The sequence below is a fragment of the Burkholderia pseudomultivorans genome (assembly GCF_001718415.1).
Lineage (GTDB): Bacteria > Pseudomonadota > Gammaproteobacteria > Burkholderiales > Burkholderiaceae > Burkholderia > Burkholderia pseudomultivorans_A.
In genome coordinates this window covers 757,100-774,699 of record NZ_CP013377.1, presented here as the reverse complement: position 1 = coordinate 774,699, position 17,600 = coordinate 757,100, and the positions used below count along the sequence as shown (strand labels likewise).

At 68.7% G+C, this 17,600-nt stretch carries 14 protein-coding genes; 5 read left to right on the top strand and 9 right to left on the bottom strand.

What is annotated here, in order from left to right; genetic code table 11:
• Positions 1 to 273: 273 nt before the first annotated feature.
• From WS57_RS03325 to WS57_RS03310, 4 genes are all read right to left on the bottom strand, one after another.
• Positions 274 to 525, bottom strand: a complete 252-nt coding sequence (locus WS57_RS03325) for a hypothetical protein (protein ID WP_009694579.1) — start codon at positions 523 to 525, stop codon at positions 274 to 276.
• Positions 526 to 621: 96 nt separating this feature from the next.
• Positions 622 to 2,841, bottom strand: a complete 2,220-nt coding sequence (locus tag WS57_RS03320) for an amylo-alpha-1,6-glucosidase (RefSeq protein ID WP_069243752.1) — start codon at positions 2,839 to 2,841, stop codon at positions 622 to 624.
• Positions 2,842 to 2,987: 146 nt separating this feature from the next.
• Positions 2,988 to 3,620, bottom strand: coding sequence for a YdcF family protein (locus WS57_RS03315; RefSeq protein ID WP_009694575.1), 633 nt, complete (start codon positions 3,618 to 3,620; stop codon positions 2,988 to 2,990).
• Between the two features lie 222 nt (positions 3,621 to 3,842).
• A complete protein-coding gene (locus tag WS57_RS03310; RefSeq protein ID WP_009694574.1) occupies positions 3,843 to 4,877 on the bottom strand; it encodes a rod shape-determining protein in 1,035 nt (344 codons plus the stop codon).
• 239 nt (positions 4,878 to 5,116) lie between these two features.
• Between WS57_RS03310 and WS57_RS03305 the strand changes: the two genes are divergently transcribed.
• Positions 5,117 to 7,480: a patatin-like phospholipase family protein gene (locus WS57_RS03305; protein ID WP_069243750.1), complete on the top strand. Its 2,364-nt coding sequence runs from the start codon at positions 5,117 to 5,119 to the stop codon at positions 7,478 to 7,480.
• A gap of 60 nt (positions 7,481 to 7,540) precedes the next feature.
• Here WS57_RS03305 and WS57_RS03300 read toward each other — a convergent pair whose 3' ends face one another.
• Positions 7,541 to 8,158, bottom strand: a complete 618-nt coding sequence (locus WS57_RS03300) for a response regulator transcription factor (RefSeq protein ID WP_039216995.1) — start codon at positions 8,156 to 8,158, stop codon at positions 7,541 to 7,543.
• On the bottom strand, positions 8,140 to 10,146 hold the full coding sequence (locus WS57_RS03295) for a sensor histidine kinase (RefSeq protein WP_236871902.1): 2,007 nt from the start codon (positions 10,144 to 10,146) through the stop codon (positions 8,140 to 8,142). Before WS57_RS03295 ends, WS57_RS03300 begins: the two co-directional genes overlap by 19 nt.
• A 119-nt stretch (positions 10,147 to 10,265) precedes the next feature.
• Between WS57_RS03295 and WS57_RS03290 the strand changes: the two genes are divergently transcribed.
• From WS57_RS03290 to WS57_RS03280, 3 genes are read left to right on the top strand one after another with little or no spacing between them, the layout of a single operon-like run.
• Positions 10,266 to 11,261, top strand: a complete 996-nt coding sequence (locus WS57_RS03290) for a TRAP transporter substrate-binding protein (protein ID WP_009688830.1) — start codon at positions 10,266 to 10,268, stop codon at positions 11,259 to 11,261.
• Positions 11,262 to 11,281: 20 nt separating this feature from the next.
• Entirely contained in the window at positions 11,282 to 11,860 is a 579-nt protein-coding gene (locus WS57_RS03285) for a TRAP transporter small permease (protein ID WP_059481433.1), read from the top strand.
• Positions 11,857 to 13,479: a TRAP transporter large permease gene (locus WS57_RS03280; RefSeq protein WP_069243748.1), complete on the top strand. Its 1,623-nt coding sequence runs from the start codon at positions 11,857 to 11,859 to the stop codon at positions 13,477 to 13,479. The genes WS57_RS03285 and WS57_RS03280 overlap by 4 nt, the downstream gene beginning before the upstream one ends.
• A gap of 45 nt (positions 13,480 to 13,524) precedes the next feature.
• Here WS57_RS03280 and WS57_RS03275 read toward each other — a convergent pair whose 3' ends face one another.
• Together WS57_RS03275 and WS57_RS03270 are read right to left on the bottom strand one after the other, a co-directional pair.
• Complete coding sequence (locus WS57_RS03275; protein ID WP_059481430.1) at positions 13,525 to 14,655, bottom strand: ATP-binding protein; 1,131 nt, start codon at positions 14,653 to 14,655, stop codon at positions 13,525 to 13,527.
• A gap of 58 nt (positions 14,656 to 14,713) precedes the next feature.
• Complete coding sequence (locus WS57_RS03270; RefSeq protein WP_069243747.1) at positions 14,714 to 15,424, bottom strand: response regulator; 711 nt, start codon at positions 15,422 to 15,424, stop codon at positions 14,714 to 14,716.
• 222 nt (positions 15,425 to 15,646) lie between these two features.
• Between WS57_RS03270 and WS57_RS03265 the strand changes: the two genes are divergently transcribed.
• Complete coding sequence (locus tag WS57_RS03265; protein ID WP_069243746.1) at positions 15,647 to 16,561, top strand: glutaminase; 915 nt, start codon at positions 15,647 to 15,649, stop codon at positions 16,559 to 16,561.
• 236 nt (positions 16,562 to 16,797) lie between these two features.
• On the opposite strand, the gene WS57_RS03260 is transcribed toward WS57_RS03265, so the two are convergent.
• Complete coding sequence (locus tag WS57_RS03260) at positions 16,798 to 17,484, bottom strand: GntR family transcriptional regulator (protein WP_230945628.1); 687 nt, start codon at positions 17,482 to 17,484, stop codon at positions 16,798 to 16,800.
• Positions 17,485 to 17,600: the final 116 nt, after the last annotated feature.

Below are 17,600 nucleotides of genomic sequence, written 5' to 3'. Positions count from 1 at the left end.
AGCCTGTGGATATCCTGCTGACGCGGCACGTAACATCTTGATACAACGGCATATTTTCAGCGCCGGGCCGACCGGGTCAGCGCGACGGCGGCCGGTTGACAGTCGCGCGCATCGCCCGCGCGCGCGGCGCGCACGACGCGCCGGTTCTCCACAGATTGTGTTGGCAAGCTTGTGGATATCCTGCGCATCGCGCCGCCAAGTCGTTGAGCGCACGGGGTTTTGCGCGTTCTCCCCGAAATCGGGCAGCGCCGGCGCGCACGCCGGCGCCCGGCGTCAGTGCCGCTCGAGCCCGCCGCGCAGCTCGCTCGCCTTGTCGCGCAGCGCCTCGTAGCCCGAGCGCGCGTGCTCCGGCAGGTCCGGATCGCCGATCAGCGCGCCCAGCGTCTCGATCAGGCTGAACAGAATGCCCTTCGCCGCGCCGACCGCGATGCTCTGCGACTCGATCGACTTGTGCAGGTGGTCGACCGCCGCTTCGAGGTTCTCGAGCTTGTGCTCGCCGTCGTCGGGCCGGTTGTCGGTCGTCATCGTATGCCTCCACATTTGCTCAAGGGTCATGTGACGATTCTATGCCGCTGCGCGCGAACGTGACGCGACATCGCGCAACGTCCGCGCCGCGCGCCGCTACAGCACCGCGACCACCTTCACGCGCCCCGGCTCGGCGGCCGCGACCACCTGGCCGTCGACGCGGCGGAACGTCAGCGACACGCTCTCGTCACCGACCCGCAGTTCGTCGATCCGCAACCAGTCGACGCCTTCCGGCAGCGCCGGGCGCTCGACGCGCACTTCGTGGCGCGCCGCATCGACGCTGACGCCGAGACACGCCTGCAGCATCATGAACGGCGCACCGGCCGCCCACGCCTGCGGCAGGCACGCGACCGGATACGCGGTCGGCGGCTCGCCGCGCCGGCGCGGGAAGCCGCAGAACAGCTCGGGCAAGCGCATCTCGAAGCTGACCGCGGCCTCGAACAGCGAGCGCAGCAGGTTCACCGCGGCCGTCTTGTCGCCATAGCGCGCGAGGCCGCGCGCGATCAGCGCGTTGTCGTGCGGCCATACCGAGCCGTTGTGATAGGCCATCGGGTTGAAACGCGGCTGGCCGGCCGCGAGCGTGCGGATCCCCCAGCCGGTCTGGAACAGCGTCGAGCCGAGCACGCCGGCGACCGCCGCGCCGCGTTCGGCGTCGGGCAGCCCGAACGCGAGCAGATGCCCGGCATTCGACGCGAGCACGCGGCACAGCTCGCCGTGACCGTCGAGCGCGATCCCGTAGAAGTCGCCGTCCGGCATCCAGAACAGCGCATCGACCTGCTCGCGCAGCATCTTCGCGCGCAGCGCATAACGCGTCGCGTCGGCCGCATGGCCGCGCCGCTTCGAGCATGCGGCCATCGCGTCGAGCGCCGCGCACGCATAGGCCTGCACTTCGACCAGCGCGATCGGGCCGTCCGGGAAGCGGCCGTCGGCGTGGAACACCGAATCGTGGCTGTCCTTCCAGCCCTGGTTCGCCAGCCCGCGCTCCGACGTGCGCTGGTAATCGAGCAGCCCGTAAGGACTGCGGTCGCACTTGTCGAGCACCCATTGCGCGGCGCGCTCGAGCGCGGGCCACAGCTCGTCGATCAGCGCGTCGTCGCCGGTGTGTTCCGCATAAGCGCCCGCCAGCACGATGAACAGCGGCGTCGTGTCGACACCGCCGTAATACAGCGCGAACGGCACCTCGCCGGTCGCGGCCATTTCGCTGCGGCGGAACTCGTGCATGATCTTGCCGGGCTCCGCATCGCGAAACGCGGACGTCTCGCGCGCCTGATGCTCGGCGAGGAAACGCAGCACGCCGCGCGCGAGCGACGGCTCGAGCCACAGCATCTGCAGCGACGTGATCACCGCGTCGCGGCCGAACGGCGTCGAGAACCACGGAATGCCCGCGTACGGGTACGGCCCCGTGTCGAGCTGCGTGGTCAGCAGCCCGAGATCCGCGAGCGAACGGTCGAGCCACGCGTCGAACAACGGGTTGCCGGTGCGCACGCGCGCCATCGTCTCGCGCCGCGCGCGCATCGTGCGGTGCACGCCGACCAGCGCGGTGCGCAGCGCGACGCGGCCGCAGCCCGGCGCCTCGGTCGGCCGCGGCCCGAGCGTCGCGTCGACGGTCAGGTAGATCGAGATGCACGCCTGCGCGGCGATCGTCAGCGTGTAGTCGGCGCGGTCGACCGACAGCGTGTCGGGCGCCGGCGAGAAATTCACGGTCACGTTGCGCTCGACGCCGTCGAGGCCGTCGTAGCGCAGCCGCACCGCGCCCGCCTCGACGCTCGGCGCGGCGGCCGTGCCGCGCTTCGGCCGCGGCGTGCCGCGCACTTCGAACATGTCCTTGAAATCGGCCGCGAACGACACCGACAGCGGCACCTCGGCCTCGCTCGCGCCGTAGTTCGTCAGCGTCAGCGCCTCGTACAGCACGTCGCCCGCGAGCACGCGCTGTCGTTCGATATGGATCACGCCTTCCGGCGTCTCGCGGCCGCCGAGCGGCGGCAGCGGGCGGTTCGTCAGGTGCGCGGTGAACGACGCGTTGTCGGCGCTGGTCGCGCCCGACAGCAGCGACGGCGCGCGGCCGCCGAACGTCAGGCGCCATTTCGACAGCACGCGCATGTCGTCGACGAACAGGCCGTCGTCGCGGCCGCCGATGTCGCCGAGCGCGTCGCTGACCACGAACGCGTCGCCCGATTTCAGCACGTACTGGTTGTTGCGCGCGGGCGCCTGCGAATCGGCTTCCGGGGCGATGAAGGCGGGGCCCGACGCTTTGGCCGGGGGAGCAGGCGCGACTTGCGGCGCCTGGGTCGTCGTTGCTTCGTCGTGATTCGGCATCGATGCTCCTGGGTCGAAACGCCACGCGCGGCGCGCGTCGCGTGTGTTTCGCACAGGATAGGCCAGAACGGCGAACGTGCGCAGCGATCAGCGCGTCGCGCCGGCCAGTGTCGCACCCCGACGGCCGCGCGGCGCGCGACGGACCGTCATCCGAACAGGCGCATCAGATACAGCATCGGCCGGAACGAAACCGGGCGCGCATCGGGATTCAGCCACAGACGCACCGCATACACCGCATAGGCCGGCACTTCGCGCCAGCTCGAATAGAGGTCGCGCCACTGGAAGCCGCGCGGATAGGCGGCGCGGAGGTCGGCCCGCGCGATGCCGACCCGCTCGAACGCGAGGCGCGCCCGCGCGAGGTGGTAGGACTGGCTGACGATCAGCACGCTCGACAGCCGTTGCGCGCGCATATAGGCGAGCGTGTGCTGCGCGGTCGCGAGTGTGTTGTCGCCCAGCTCGTCGACTACGATCCGCTCGGCCGGCACGCCGCGTGCGACCAGATAGTCGCGCATCGCGGCCGCCTCGTTCAGGCCGGGACCGTCGATTGCGCCGCTGACGAGCAGCGTCGGGCACCGCCCCGCGTGATAGCAGCGCACGCCGACGTCGAGCCGCGCCGCCAGCACGGGTTTCGGCGCGCCGTTGTCGTCGAGCGCGTTGCCGAAGATCACCGCGAGGTCGGCCGGGCCGTCCGGCATGCGCATCCCGGATGCGACGAGCGCGACGGCCGCGCCGATCCACAGGCAGGCAAGGACGGCCAGCAGTCGGCCGGTTCGGGCCACGAGGCCCCGTTGGGCGGTACGGTTGTTCAATGTCGTCGGTCTTTCGGAACGGGCGCGTAACGCTACCACGGCGCGCGCGCCGGCCCCAAGCGGCAGGCGGCAGGCGGCCCCACCGGCCGACGGTTCGACGAAGACGGGACGTGCCGGCTGCCGCGCAACGGATGCGCGTCGCCCGGCGTTCGAAAGAATGTCAACGCGTGTTGGTGCGCACGCCTTCGCGCGTCAATCCGCCGGGCACATCGTGAGCCGCCCCATCGCCTCGCCGGCGCCGCGCACCGCGCAGGTGGCCGGCTCGTCGGCGATCCGCGCGCTCAGGCCGGTCTCGTCGTACAGCAGCCGTTCGAGATCCGCGAGCAGCGCGCCGCCGCCCGTCAGCACGATGCCGCGATGCGCGATGTCGGTCACGAGTTCGGCCGGCGCGTTCTCCAGCACCGACTTCACGGCGCCGATCACCTGCTTCAGCGGCGCGGCCAGCGCATCCGCGACATCGTGATTCGACAGCTCGATCGAGCGCGGCAGCCCGTCCTCGACGCCGCGCCCGACCGCGCGCGTCGACGTGCGCGGCACCGCGCTCGTCGCCGAACCGATCGTCTTCTTCACGTGCTCGGCGGTCTGCTCGCCGAGCAGCACGCGATACAGGCTGCGGACGTGATTGACGATCGCCTCGTCGAACTGGTTGCCGCCGACCCGGATCGCCTCGCGGTAGACGATCCCGCCGAGCGCGATCACCGCGACCTCGGTCGTGCCGCCACCGATGTCGATCACCATCGAGCCGACCGGCTCGGTCACGGGCAACCCTGCGCCGAGCGCGGCGGCCAGCGATTCCTCGATCAGCTCGACCTCGGACACGCCGGCCGCGAACGCGGCCTCGCGAATCGCGCGGCGCTCGACGGGCGTCGCGTCGGACGGCACGCACAGCGTCACCTCGACGCGGCGGCCGAACCGCGAGCGCGTGTGCGACATGTCGATGAACCGGCGGATCATCTGTTCGGCCGCATGCGCGTCGGCGATCACGCCGTGCTGCATCGGCCGCACCGCTTCGAGATGGCCCGGCTCGCGGCCGAGCAGCGCCTTCGCGCGTTCGCCGACCGCCTCCAGCGTCGGCCGCGCGTCGGCGCCGCCCGCCTTGCGGAAGCACACGACCGACGGCTGGTTCAGCACCACGCCGCGCGCATGCGTATAGATTCGGGTACTCGCCGTCCCCGGGTCGATCGCGACGGGTTGCGCAAACAACTTTCCGAACAGCGGTGTCGACATATCGAGCCTTTGTTGTACGAACGGACCACACGCCGCCCCATCACGACACTAGCGGCAAATCGTTCCGATACTTTAGGCAATTCCGATGATTTTTTCGCGACGAAATTGCCGAAAGCGGCCGCCCGGGCGCGACAGACTCCGAAACGGCCCCTCGCGCGGCCGCTGTAAAACACGGTAATCTCTCGGTCTTGCCTGCTCCCGGCAGGCCTCCGACGCCCGATCACGCCAGGTATTCCACAATGACAGCGCTTGTCTTCTTCCGCTGGCCGGGGGTGCGCCCGCTCTGCTCGACGCTCGTCGCCCTTTGCTGCGGCACGGCCGCCGCGCAATCGCTGCCGGCCGCCGCACCCGCCGCCGCGCCCGCGCCAGCCGCCACCGCGACCGCATGCACGGCCGACGGCGGCCCGGCCGGCCGCCCGTCGATCGGCCTCGTGCTGTCGGGCGGCGGCGCGCGCGGCTACGCGCACCTCGGCGTGCTGAAGGTGCTCGAGGAGAACCGCATTCCGGTCGACTGCGTCGCGGGCACCAGCATGGGCGCCGTGGTCGGCGGGCTGTACGCGAGCGGCATGGCGGCCGACGAGATGCAGCAGCGCCTGTCGGAGGTCAATCTCGCGGACATCGCCTTCGACGTGACCGAGCGCGCGGATCTCCCGCAAAGCAGCCGCGAAGACGAGCGCCTGTACATCAACGGCCTGACGCTCGGCTTCGGCAAGAAAGGCGTGAAGGCGCCGGCCGGCCTCGTGCAGGGCAACCGGCTGCAGGCGCTGCTCGCGGACTGGACCGCCGCCGTGCCGACCAACCAGCCGTTCGACCAGTTGCCGATCCCGTACCGCGCGGTCGCCACCGACCTGCAGACGGGCCAGATGGTCGTGCTCGACCGCGGCTCGCTGCCGCTCGCGATCCGCGCCAGTATGGCGATGCCGGGCCTGTTCGCGCCGGCCGAGATCAACGGCCGCGCGCTCGTCGACGGCGGCCTGGTCAGCAACCTGCCGGTCGATACCGTGCGCCAGATGGGCGCGAAGGTCGTGATCGCCGTCGACATCGGCTCGCCGCTGCGCCCGCTCGACGCGCTCGCGTCGCCGGCCGACGTGATGCAGCAGATGGTCGGCATCCTGATCCGCCAGAACGTGACGGCGCAGCGCAAGCAGCTCGACGCGCAGGACGTGCTGCTCACGCCCGATCTCGGCTCGCTCGCCTTCACCGACTTCCAGAACGCGAAGCAGGCGATCGCCGCCGGCGCGGCTGCCGCGACCGCGGCGCTGCCGCGGCTCCGGCGTTTCGCGCTGTCGCCCGCCGACTATGCGGCCTACCGGTCCGCGCACGCGCAGCCGCTGCCGCCGCCGATCCGGATCACGCGCATCGAGATCAAGACGAGCGGCGGCGTGCCCAAGCGCGTCGTCAGCGACGCGCTGCACGTGAAGCGCGGCGACATCTACGATCCGAAGGAAGTCAGCCAGGACCTGCTCGGCCTGACGACGGGCGGCAACTTCGAGAGCGTCACGCAGCAGATCGTCAGCCACGGCGACGACAACGTGCTCGAGATCAACGCGCGCGAAAAGTACTGGGGGCCGAATTTCCTGCTGTTCGGCCTGGGCATGTCGAGCAGCTCGACCGACGAGGGCGGCTTCCGCCTGCATGTCGGCTACCGGCGGCCGTGGCTCACCGAATCGGGCCTCGAGTTCCGCGCGGATACGACGATCGGCAGCGACCTGCAGTCGGCGCGCGTCGAGTTGCGCCAGCCGCTGCCGGGCGCCTACGGTCTCTATATTTCGCCCTATGCGGAATACCAGCGCCGCTACGTCAACCTGTACGACGACAGCGGCGAAGTGAAGCTGAACCAGTACCTGATGCAGACGACCCGCACCGGAATGGACTTCGGGCTGCCGATCGCGCGGCTCGGCGACTTCCGGATGGGCATCGGCTATGTGACCGGGCACGGCTCGCCGAACTACAACCTGCCGATCGACGACACCACCGGGACGCTGTTCTGGCCGAGCTTCTCGTCGCAGGCGCTGACCGCGCGCGCACGGCTCGTCATCGATCAGCTCGACGATCCGATGTTCCCGCGCCGCGGCTACTTCACCGAGTTCCGCGTCGAACGCTCGCTGTGGTCGCACAACAGCCAGTCCGCGCAGGAATTCGGCGACGGGATCTCCAATACGCCCTATACCGAGATCTACGGCAAGGCGATGATCGCGCAGCAGTTCGGCCGGCACAGCGTCAGCGCGACGATCGAGGGCGGCAAGAGCATCGGCGGCACCAACCTGATCAACGCGTTCAACTTCACGCTCGGCGGGTTCCAGCATCTGGCCGCGTATGCGGCCGACCAGCTGACCGGCAACGAGCTCGCGTACGGCAACGTGACCTACATGAACCAGCTGATGACGTTCAACGCATCGCCGATCAAGGCGCTGTCGGTCGGCGCGAGCGCGGAAGTCGGCAACGTGTGGTCGAGCGGCGTGAAGGTCGGCGGCGGCGTGCTCAAGCAGAGCTATACGTTCTTCACGAGCCTGTCGACCGCGTTCGGCCCGCTGTACATGGGCGTGGCGCTCGCGCCGGGCGGCCGGCGCAACGTCTATCTGCAGCTCGGCCGCACCTACTGACGTGCGGACGGTGCGGCGAAAACGGGCAGCCGGCCGCCGCCCGTTCTCGCCGGCCGCTCGCTATGCAGGGCGCGCCGCGCGCGTGCGCAGCTGCGCGAGCCCGATCGCATTCTTCACGTCGAGCTTCTCGAACACCCGCGCGCGGTGCACCTCGACGGTCCGCACGCTGATGCGCAGCGCATCGGCGATTTCCCGGTTCGTGCAGCCGGCGACGATCCGTTCGGCGATCGCGCGCTCGCGCGGCGTCAGGTTCGCGAACCGCTCGTCGGGCGTCGCTTCGGGCGGCGCCGCATGCGCGTACGCATGATCGAGCCCGGCGACCACGCGGTCGACCAGCCGGTTGTCGGAGAACGGCTTTTCGAGGAAATCGTAGGCGCCGGCCCGCAACGCGTCGACCGCCATCGGAATGTCGCCGTGCCCGGTCAGGAACACCACCGCATGATGCGCGCCCAGCCCCGCGTCGCGCAGTTGCGCGAACAGCTCGAAACCGCTCATCCCCGGCATCCGGACATCGATCAGCAGGCACGCGGGCGCACGCGCGAGCCCGCCCTCGCGCCACGCATCGAGGAATGCGCGCGCGTCGCCGAACGCTCGCGCGGCCAGCCCGCGCGAACGGAACAGCGCGTCGAGCGCATCGCGAATGACGTCGTCGTCGTCGATCAGGTAGAGGTTCCGCATGATTCTTCGGTCATCCGCAAATCGAAGTAGAAACACGCGCCGTGCTCGGCGGGCGCGTGGCGCAAACGCGAGTGCATCGTCTCGAGCGCTGAGCGGCAGACCGCGATGCCCATCCCCATGCCGTCCGGCTTGGTCGTGAAGAACGGCCGCTCCAGCGCGTCGCGCGCATCGTCCGGCAGCCCGCGGCCGCGATCGCGCACGCTGATCCGCACGACGGCCGGATCGCCGTCCGACGCCGCGATCCGCGCCGCGCGGATCAGCACGATCCGCTCGGCCGCCGGCAAGTGCGCCATCGCGTCGAACGCATTGCGCGTGAGATTCAGCAGCACCTGTTCGAGCAGCACGCGATCGGCCAGCACCGGCGGCAACGCGGGTTCGAGCACCGTGTCGACGCGCTCGCCCGAGCGGCTGGTCTGCAACTGCACGAGCGGCAGCAGGCCGGTGATCACCGCATCGGGCGCGACCGGCCCGAGCGACGGCGTGGTCTTGCGCACGAACTGCTGCACCCGCCGGATGATCTGGCCGGCCCGCTCGACCTGGTGCCGCCCCTTCGCGAGCAGTTCGCGCGGGCCGCCGGCATCGTCCTGCGGCGCTTCGCCCGTCATCAGGTTCAACGCCGCGGTGCAGTAGCTGTTGGCCGCGGCGAGCGGCTGGTTCAGTTCGTGCGCGAGCGCGGACGCCATCTCGCCCATCGTCATCACGCGCGACATGTGATGCAGCTGCTCGTTCTGCGTGCGCTGCAACTCCTGCGTGCGCTTCTGTTCGCTGATGTCGACGATCGACGCGGTCCAGCCGACCTGCCGGCCGGTGCCGTCGCGCAGCGGCGCCTCGTTGATCAGCACCGTCAGTCGCTCGCCGTCGCGACGCAGGAACACCGATTCGTACGCGTGGCGCGGCAGCGTGCCCGACAGCAGCTGCGCGTGGCGCTGCGACGAACGCTCCGAGAACTCGGGCGCCCAGTACGGCATCGGCGGCGCGCAGCCGATCAGTTCGTCCGCGCGATAACCGACCATCTCGCAGAACGCGGCGTTCACGTAGGTAATGCGGCCGTCGAGATCGCGCGTGCGCAGGCCGGACACCAGCGAGTCCTCCATCGCCTGGCGCAGCGCCTGTTGCTCGCGCAGCGCATATTCGGCGCGAGCGCGGCGCACCAGGTCGCGCCACAGCCGCCAGACCGACCAGGCCAGCAGCAGCGACAACGCGGCGACGGCGCCGCTCAGCAGGTTCGGCACCAGGTACGGCGGCCCGCGCGTGCTGTTCGCCTCGAGGTAGAACGTCTGGTCGGCAAAGCCGACCTCGATCCGGTGCGTATAGACGCCGCGCCCGATGACACGCGGATCGTGCACCGCGATCAGGTCGCCGCGCGGATCGGTCAGCGTGATCGCATTCTCGTGCGCGAACCACCACGGCAGCGTCGCCGTCAGCAGCCGCTCGATCGACACGAGCGCGGCCATCGCGCTGCCCGAGCCGCCCGGCGTCGGCACGACGAGCAAGGCGACGCGCGGTGCGCCAGCCTGTGCGTCCGCAAGCGCTGCGACCGGACGGCCGAGCCGCCGCGCACGCTCGGCCGTCTCGCGCCATTCCGCGGCGGCTGCGTCATGCGATATCGCAGCGCCTTCCCGGCCGCCGGGAAAGCACTGCATCGCGGCGAGCGCGCGTTCGAGCCGGCACAGCACGATCACTTCGGGGCTGCGCTGCAGCAACTCCGCCGCGCGCCGCATGAACAGATCCGGCGCGGGATCGGCCGCGAGATCCGTGCCGACGATTTGCATCGCCTCGGCAAGCCGCTGCGCCTCGAAGCCGAGCGACTGCTGCGCCCATAGCGTGTCCGAAATCAGCTGCTCGTGACGCTGCTCGCGTTCGAAGCGCATCGCGAGCAGCGGCGCCGCAAACGCGCCCGCGACGATCAGCCCGATCGCGGCGAACGGCAACAGCACGCGCCAGCGCTGCTGCGCGAAACGGCCGGGCGCGCCACCGCCGTCCGACATGCCCGTCGCGTGTGCCGCTTCCGAATGTGGGAAGTACGTATTGTCCGCCATGCATCGAGAACCGAGACTGGGCGCCACCTGCCGACCGTGCAGGCAAGCATTCAACGAGGAGACAAACCATGAACCTGCGCCGTGTTGTCACGGGTCTGTGCCTGTCCGCCTTCGCGCTCGCCGCGGCCGCGCAGCAGCCGATCGTCATCAAGTTCAGTCATGTCGTGGCCGCCGACACGCCGAAGGGCAAGGCGGCCGACTACTTCAAGAAGCTCGCCGAAACGCGCACCAACGGACGCGTCAAGGTGGAGGTCTATCCGAACAGTCAGCTGTACAAGGATAAGGAGGAACTGGAGGCGCTGCAACTCGGGTCGGTCCAGATGCTCGCGCCTTCGCTCGCGAAGTTCGGCCCGCTCGGTGCGAAGGAATTCGAACTGTTCGACCTGCCCTATCTGTTCGACAGCTACGACGCGCTGCACAAGGTCACCGACGGTCCCGTCGGCAAGCAGCTGATGGCGAAGCTCGAATCGAAGGGCATCACCGGCCTCGCTTACTGGGACAACGGCTTCAAGGTGATGAGCGCGAACCGGCCGCTGCGCGAGCCGGCCGATTTCCGCGGGCTGAAGATGCGGATCCAGTCGTCGAAGGTGCTCGATGCGCAATTCCGCGCATTGAACGCGATTCCGCAGGTGATGGCGTTCTCGGAGGTCTACCAGGGCCTGCAGACGGGCGTGGTGGACGGCACCGAGAACACGCCGTCGAACCTGTACACGCAGCGCATGAACGAGGTGCAGAAGTATGTGACGGTCTCCAATCACGGCTATATCGGCTATGCGGTGATCGTCAATCGCAAGTTCTGGAGCGGGCTGCCCGACGACGTGCGGACCGCGCTCGAAGGCGCGATGCGCGACGCGACGCGCTACGCGAACGAGATCGCGAAACGCGAGAACGACGACGCGCTCGCGAAGATCAAGGCGACCGGCAAGACCGAGCTGATCTCGCTGACGCCCGCGCAGACGGCCGACTGGAAGAAGGCGCTGTCGAAGGTGCATCGCGACCAGGAACAGCGAATCGGCGCGGATCTCGTGCGCGACGTGTACCGCGCGACCGGCCAGTCGATGTAACCGTCGCGAGGGCTGCCGCCATGAAACTGCTCGACCGCCTCGAGGAATGGCTGATCGCGACGCTGATGGGCGTGGCGACGCTCGTGATCTTCGTCGCCGTGATGCATCGCTACGCGTCCGGCGTCGCGATCCCGTACCTGCAGGACTGGCTGCTCGCGCTCGACCTGAGCTGGGCGCAGGAGCTGTGCATCTACCTGTTCGTGTGGATGGCCAAGTTCGGTGCGGCCTATGGCGTGCGCACCGGCATCCACGTCGGCGTCGACGTGATGATCAACCGGCTGCAGCCGCCGGCGCGGCGCGTGTGCATCGTGTTCGGGCTGCTGGCCGGCGCGCTGTTCACCGGCGTGGTCGGCACGCTGGGCGCGCGTTTCGTGTGGGCGCTCGCGCAGACCGACCAGGTATCGCCCGATCTCGAACTGCCGCGCTGGATCGTGTTCCTGTGCGTGCCGCTCGGCTCGTACCTGATGTGCTTCCGCTTCCTGCAGGTCGCGCTGCGCTTCCTGCGCAGCGGTGAACTGCCGAAACACGATCATGCGCAGGTCGACGGGCTCGATGCGCCCGCGCCGTCCACGCCCGTTCCGCAAGGAGTGCAGTCATGAGCCAGAGCCAGCCGCTCGCCGCGCCCGCGGTCGGCAATCCGCGCGTCACGCGCGTCATCTTCGGCATCGTCGTCATGCTGCTCGGCGCGCTGCTCGTCGGGTTCGGCAAGAGCGCGTTCATCTTCTGCCTGCTGATCGGGCTGCTGCTGACCGGCATGCCGGTGTCGATCGCGCTCGGCCTGACGGTGCTCACCTACCTGTTCACGATGACCGCCGTGCCGATCGAATCGGTCGCGCTGAAGCTGTTTACCGGCATCGAGAACTTCGAGATCATGGCGATCCCGTTCTTCATCCTCGCGGGCGGCTTCCTGACGCACGGCGGCGTCGCCCGCCGCATGATCGCGTTCGCGACCAGCATCGTCGGTCACATGCATGGCGGCCTCGGGCTGGCCGGCGTGCTCGCGTGCGCGATGTTCGCGGCGATTTCCGGCTCGAGCCCGGCGACCGTGATGGCGATCGGCTCGATCCTGCTGCCCGCGATGGTGCGCCAGGGGTTTCCGAACCGCTTCGGCGCCGGCGTGATCGCCACCTCCGGTTCGCTCGGCATCCTGATTCCGCCGTCGATCGTGATGGTGCTGTACTCGGTGTCCACCAACACGTCGGTCGGCGACCTGTTTCTCGCCGGCGTCGTGCCGGGCATCCTGCTCGCGCTGCTGCTCGGCTTCGTGACCTGGTTCATCGCGCGCCGCAACGGCTATCCGCGCTTTCGCGAATTCGACGGCCACGGCCCGCTCGCGGCGACCGGGCACGCGCTGTGGGGCCTGCTGCTATGCGTCGCATTCTCCGTCGTGCCGCCCGCGGTGCTGATCGGGCTGCTGTACCTGCTGCTGCGCGCCGCCGCGCCCGGCCTCGCGGGCGGCATCGGGCTGATCGGCGTCGCGGTGGCGCTCGCGTGGCTGTACGTCGCCTACCGCGCCGGCCGGCGCTTCACGCACCCGACGCTGCTGCGCGCCGAGGCGCAGCGGGTCTGGACCACCTACTGGGAAAGCGTGTGGGGCCTGCTGCTGATCGTGGTCGTGATGGGCGGCATCTATTCGGGCGTCTTCACGCCGACCGAGGCCGCCGCGGTGAGCGCCGTCTACGCGTTCCTCGTGTCGACCTGCGTCTACGGCGACCTGCCGCTCAGGCGCGTGCCGAAGGTGCTGCTCGACTCGGCCAGCATGAGCGCGATGCTGCTCTACATCATCACCAACGCGGTGCTGTTCTCGTTCCTGATGACCTCGGAGAACATCCCGCAGCAGATGGCGAGCTGGATCCTCGACCAGGGGCTCGGGCCGATCGGCTTCCTGCTCGTCGTCAACGTGCTGCTGCTGATGGCCGGCAACGTGATGGAGCCGTCGTCGATCGTGCTGATCATGGCGCCGATCCTGTTCCCCGTCGCGCGCCAGCTCGGCATCGACCCGATTCATTTCGGGATTCTGATGGTCGTGAACATGGAAGTCGGCATGTGCCATCCGCCCGTCGGACTCAACCTGTACGTGGCGAGCGGCATCACGCGGATGGGCATCACCGAGCTGACCGTCGCGGTCGCGCCTTGGCTCGCCGCGATGCTCGGCTTCCTGCTGCTCGTGACCTACGTGCCGGCGATCTCGCTGTGGCTGCCGGGGCTGATGCGGTGACGCATGCCGCGTGCGCGTCGAACCGGCGGCCGCGGCGGGCGCGGCCTAGATCGGCCAGCTGATCTCGAAGCGCGCGCCGCCGAGCTCCTGCGGATCGACGACCGCGATCCGGCCGTTGTGCGCGTGCAGCACCTGCCGCGTGATCGCGAGGCCGAGCCCGTAGCCGCCGGTGCGGCGATCGAGGCGCACGAATGCGTCGAAGATCCGCTCGCGCTCGTGCTCGGGCACGCCGGGGCCGTCGTCCTCGACGAAGATGCCGATATTGCCGTGCTCGATCGCGAGGCCGACGACGATCCGCGACTTCGCATACTTGCTCGCGTTGCGCAGCAGGTTGCGCATCGCGTACGACATCAGCCGCCGGTCCATCTTCACGCGCAGGTCCGACGCGATCGCGATGCGCGACTCGATCGCGCGCTCCGGATACAGCAGCTGCGCATCGCTCACCTGATGCTCGAACCATGCAACGGGTGCGGTCATCTCGAGATTCGACTGCAGCGAGCTGTATTCGAGGCGCGCGTAGGTGAGACTCATGTCGATCAGTTCGTCGAGTTCGGTCACGTCCTGCGCGATGCTGTCGAGCGCGCCCTGGTACTCGGCGGCCGAGCCGGGCTCGCGCAGCATCTCGAGCGCGAAGCGCACGCGCGCGAGCGGCGTGCGCAATTCATGCGAAATGCCGTTGGTCAGATCGCGCTGCGCGGCGATCAGCCGCTCCATTCGCATCGCGAGCGCGTTCAGCGTGCGCGCGAGCGGACCGATGATCACGCTGTGCGATTCGCGCGCGCGCGTGTTGAAGCGCCCGCCGGTGAAATCGATCGCGCGCTCGCGCACCATCACCAGATCCGACCAGACCGGCCGCATCCACCGGTAGGCCGCGAGCGCGGGCGCGACGAACACGAACGCGAGCACGATCCAGATGTCGCCCGGCAGCGCGTCGAACGCATGCCACACGACTTCCGGCGACAGCACGACGCACAGCGCCAGCGCCGGCACCAGCGCGGTCAGCAGTACGAGGCCGAGCAGGTGCAGGTAGGTGCGCACGTACAGGCGCGACCAGCTCGGAATGCGGTCGGCGCGCGTGTCGGTCCACGCGCGGCGGAAATGCAGCCAGCGCCATTTGAGGTAGCGCAGCGGCGACAGCCGGTGCGCATCGGCGGGCGAACGGGTCGGTCGGATCATCGCGGGCTCCGGCTAGCGAACGGAACGCCTACGCGCGGATGCGGGCGCGGGCGCGGCGTCATTCCCACGCATGCTTGCTGAACTGGTAACCCTTGCTGCGGATCGTCTTGATCCGCTGCGGGTTGCTTGCGTCGTCGCGCAACTTGCGGCGCAGCTTCGAGATGCGGCCGTCGATCGTCCGGTCGAGCCCGTCGAATTCGACGCCGCGCAACTGCAGCATCAGGTCGTCGCGGCTCACGACTTCGCCGGCATGGCAGGCCAGCGCCCACAGCAGGTCGAATTCCGCCGACGTCAGGTCCGGCACGCTGCCGTCGGGCAGCACGACGCTGCGGTCGGTGCGGTCGATCGAGAACTTGCCGAACGTGTAGCGCTCCGGCTGCGGCGCGGCGCCGTCCGCGACGCGTGCGGGCGCGCGGCGCAGTTGCGCCTTGATCCGCGCGAGCAGGATGCGCGGCTCGACCGGCTTGTGCACGTAGTCGTCCGCGCCGAATTCGAGGCCGAGCAGTTCGTCGAACTGCTCGTCGCGCGCGGTCACCATGATGATCACGCCGTCGTACTGCTTGCGCGCCTCGCGGCAGATTTCGAAGCCGTCCTTGCCCGGCAGGTTCACGTCGAGAATGACGAGATCGGGGCGAATGGACAGGATCGCCGGCACCGCGGCGTCGCCGTGCAGCACAGTGTCGACTTCGTAGTCGTTCTTGCGCAGATAGCCGGCAATCAGCGTGGACAAGCGGGTGTCGTCTTCGACGAGCAGGATGCGGAAAGACATGGGCAACGGTCGATTCATGCGGGAAAGCCGGGGCGGCGCCCTCCACTGCCGGGCGCCGGCCATCGGCCGAAACGTACCGCATGATACTGCGCCTGCCGATTGCCGGTTTGCCGGTCTGAAAAATTAGGGCGCGATATTTCGCGGCGCTTGACGGATCGGCGCCGAAACGGTTCCATACGGGCTCGCCGGAATCCGGGCGGCGCGCCGCCCTCGCCTGACGTGATGAACTACCAACCGATACTCGAACGCATCCAAACCGAACTCGCCCCCTGGATCGGCCAGGGCCGCGTGGCCGACTACATTCCCGAACTCGCGAAAGTGCCTGCCGACAAGTTCGGCATGGCCGTCGTGACGCTCGACGGCAACGTCTGCACGGTCGGCGACGCGCACGAGCGCTTCTCGATCCAGAGCATCTCGAAGCTGTTCGCGTGCACGCTCGCGTTCCAGCTGCTGGGCGATGCGCTGTGGGAACGGGTCGGCCGCGAGCCGTCCGGTACCGCGTTCAATTCGCTGGTGCAGCTCGAAAGCGAGCGCGGCAAGCCGCGCAATCCGTTCATCAATGCCGGCGCACTGGTCGTCACCGACGTGCTGTGCCGCCGCTTCGTGAAGGCGGAGACGGCGCTCGTCGAATTCGTGCGGCGGCTGATCGGCGCCACCGACATCGACTACGATTCGCGCGTCGCGCTGTCGGAGCTGCAGCATGCGGAGCGCAACCGCGCGATGGCACATTTCATGGCGAGCTTCGGCAACATGCAGATGCCGCCGGAAACGGTGGTCGACGCGTATTGCCGGCAGTGCGCCATGACGATGAACTGCGTCGAGCTCGCGCAGGCCGCGCTGTTTCTTGCGAACGGCGGTGTTGCGCCGGTCACCGGCGAGCGGGTCGTCGATCCGAGTTCGGCAAAGCGGCTGTCTGCGCTGATGCTGACCTGTGGCACTTACGATGCGGCCGGGGATTTCGTGTATCGGGTCGGGCTGCCCGCGAAGAGCGGCGTCGGTGGCGGGATCGTCGCGGTGCTGCCCGGCGAGATGGCGGTTTGCGTGTGGGCGCCGGGGCTCGATGCGAATGGGAACTCGTTGGCGGGGACGCTGGCGCTGGAGTGGTTGACGACTTATTCGGGGCGGTCGATTTTTTGAGGCGTCGGAGTTAAGCGTACTTCATCTTGCACAACGGCAGCCGCTTCGTATCGGCACGCGCCGGCGCGCTTGACGGTAATTCGACCATTGGCGGCAATCGACCCAAACCCGCCGCTACACTTAGCTGATCATTGACGACCGCTTCCCGAGCATGATCAGTCATTCGCGCCAGACGGGCTTCGAGCGGTTGCCGCAATGCTCCCGATTTCACGCGCAAAGCGCGACCGCGCAATCCATCAGAGCAATGACCTGCGGCCACTCCGAAACGCCCCTTGCAAAGATCCCGAGGGGCGGCGAATCGTTTTGTAGGCGAATTCGATGAGGTAATCGTTCAGGGCGAGGGAGGCTTGCTCGGCGGCCTGCGGGTCGCTGGCGAGGATCGCGCGCAGGATCGCGAGATGATGCGTCGTGCCATTTCTAATCTCGTCCTCCTCGTCGCGCACATTGGCGAGCCAGAATCGGCGCGAGAGGCCTTGAAGAGGGGCCATCGCGTCCGCAAGGTACTCGTTGTGGCCGGCTGTTGCAATTATCTGGTGCGTGTCTTTGAGCGTTTCGGCGTACTCGGCCAATGGGATGGGATCCCCGGACAGACGACCCACTATGGCCTCCATGCGCGCCCGGTCGATGGCGGACGCGTCATGGCAGGCCAGTCGCACGGCGAGCACCTCAAGAACACGCCGCACCTCGAGCATGCGGAGTTGCGCCTCGACTGACGCGGGCGGAATGAGTACCCCACGGCTGGGATGGATCTCGACCATGCGGTTTCGGGCCAGTTGCTGGAGCGCCTCGCGGATCGGGGTACGGCCAAGTCCCGTCTTTTCCATGAGCACGGCTTCGGACACCAAAGTGCCCGGTGCCAGTTCCTCGGACACGATCAACTTCTCAATCTCTTGGTAGGCCTGTCCGGCCTTGCCCTGGTTCATCATCACGCTCCTCCAGCCGCTGGTGTGGGTATGAAAAACGAAGCATAACTCAACGTCGAGCAAGGGTATACGACCATTATCCAACCGATATATCGGCAGCATACTGGAAGCTCACC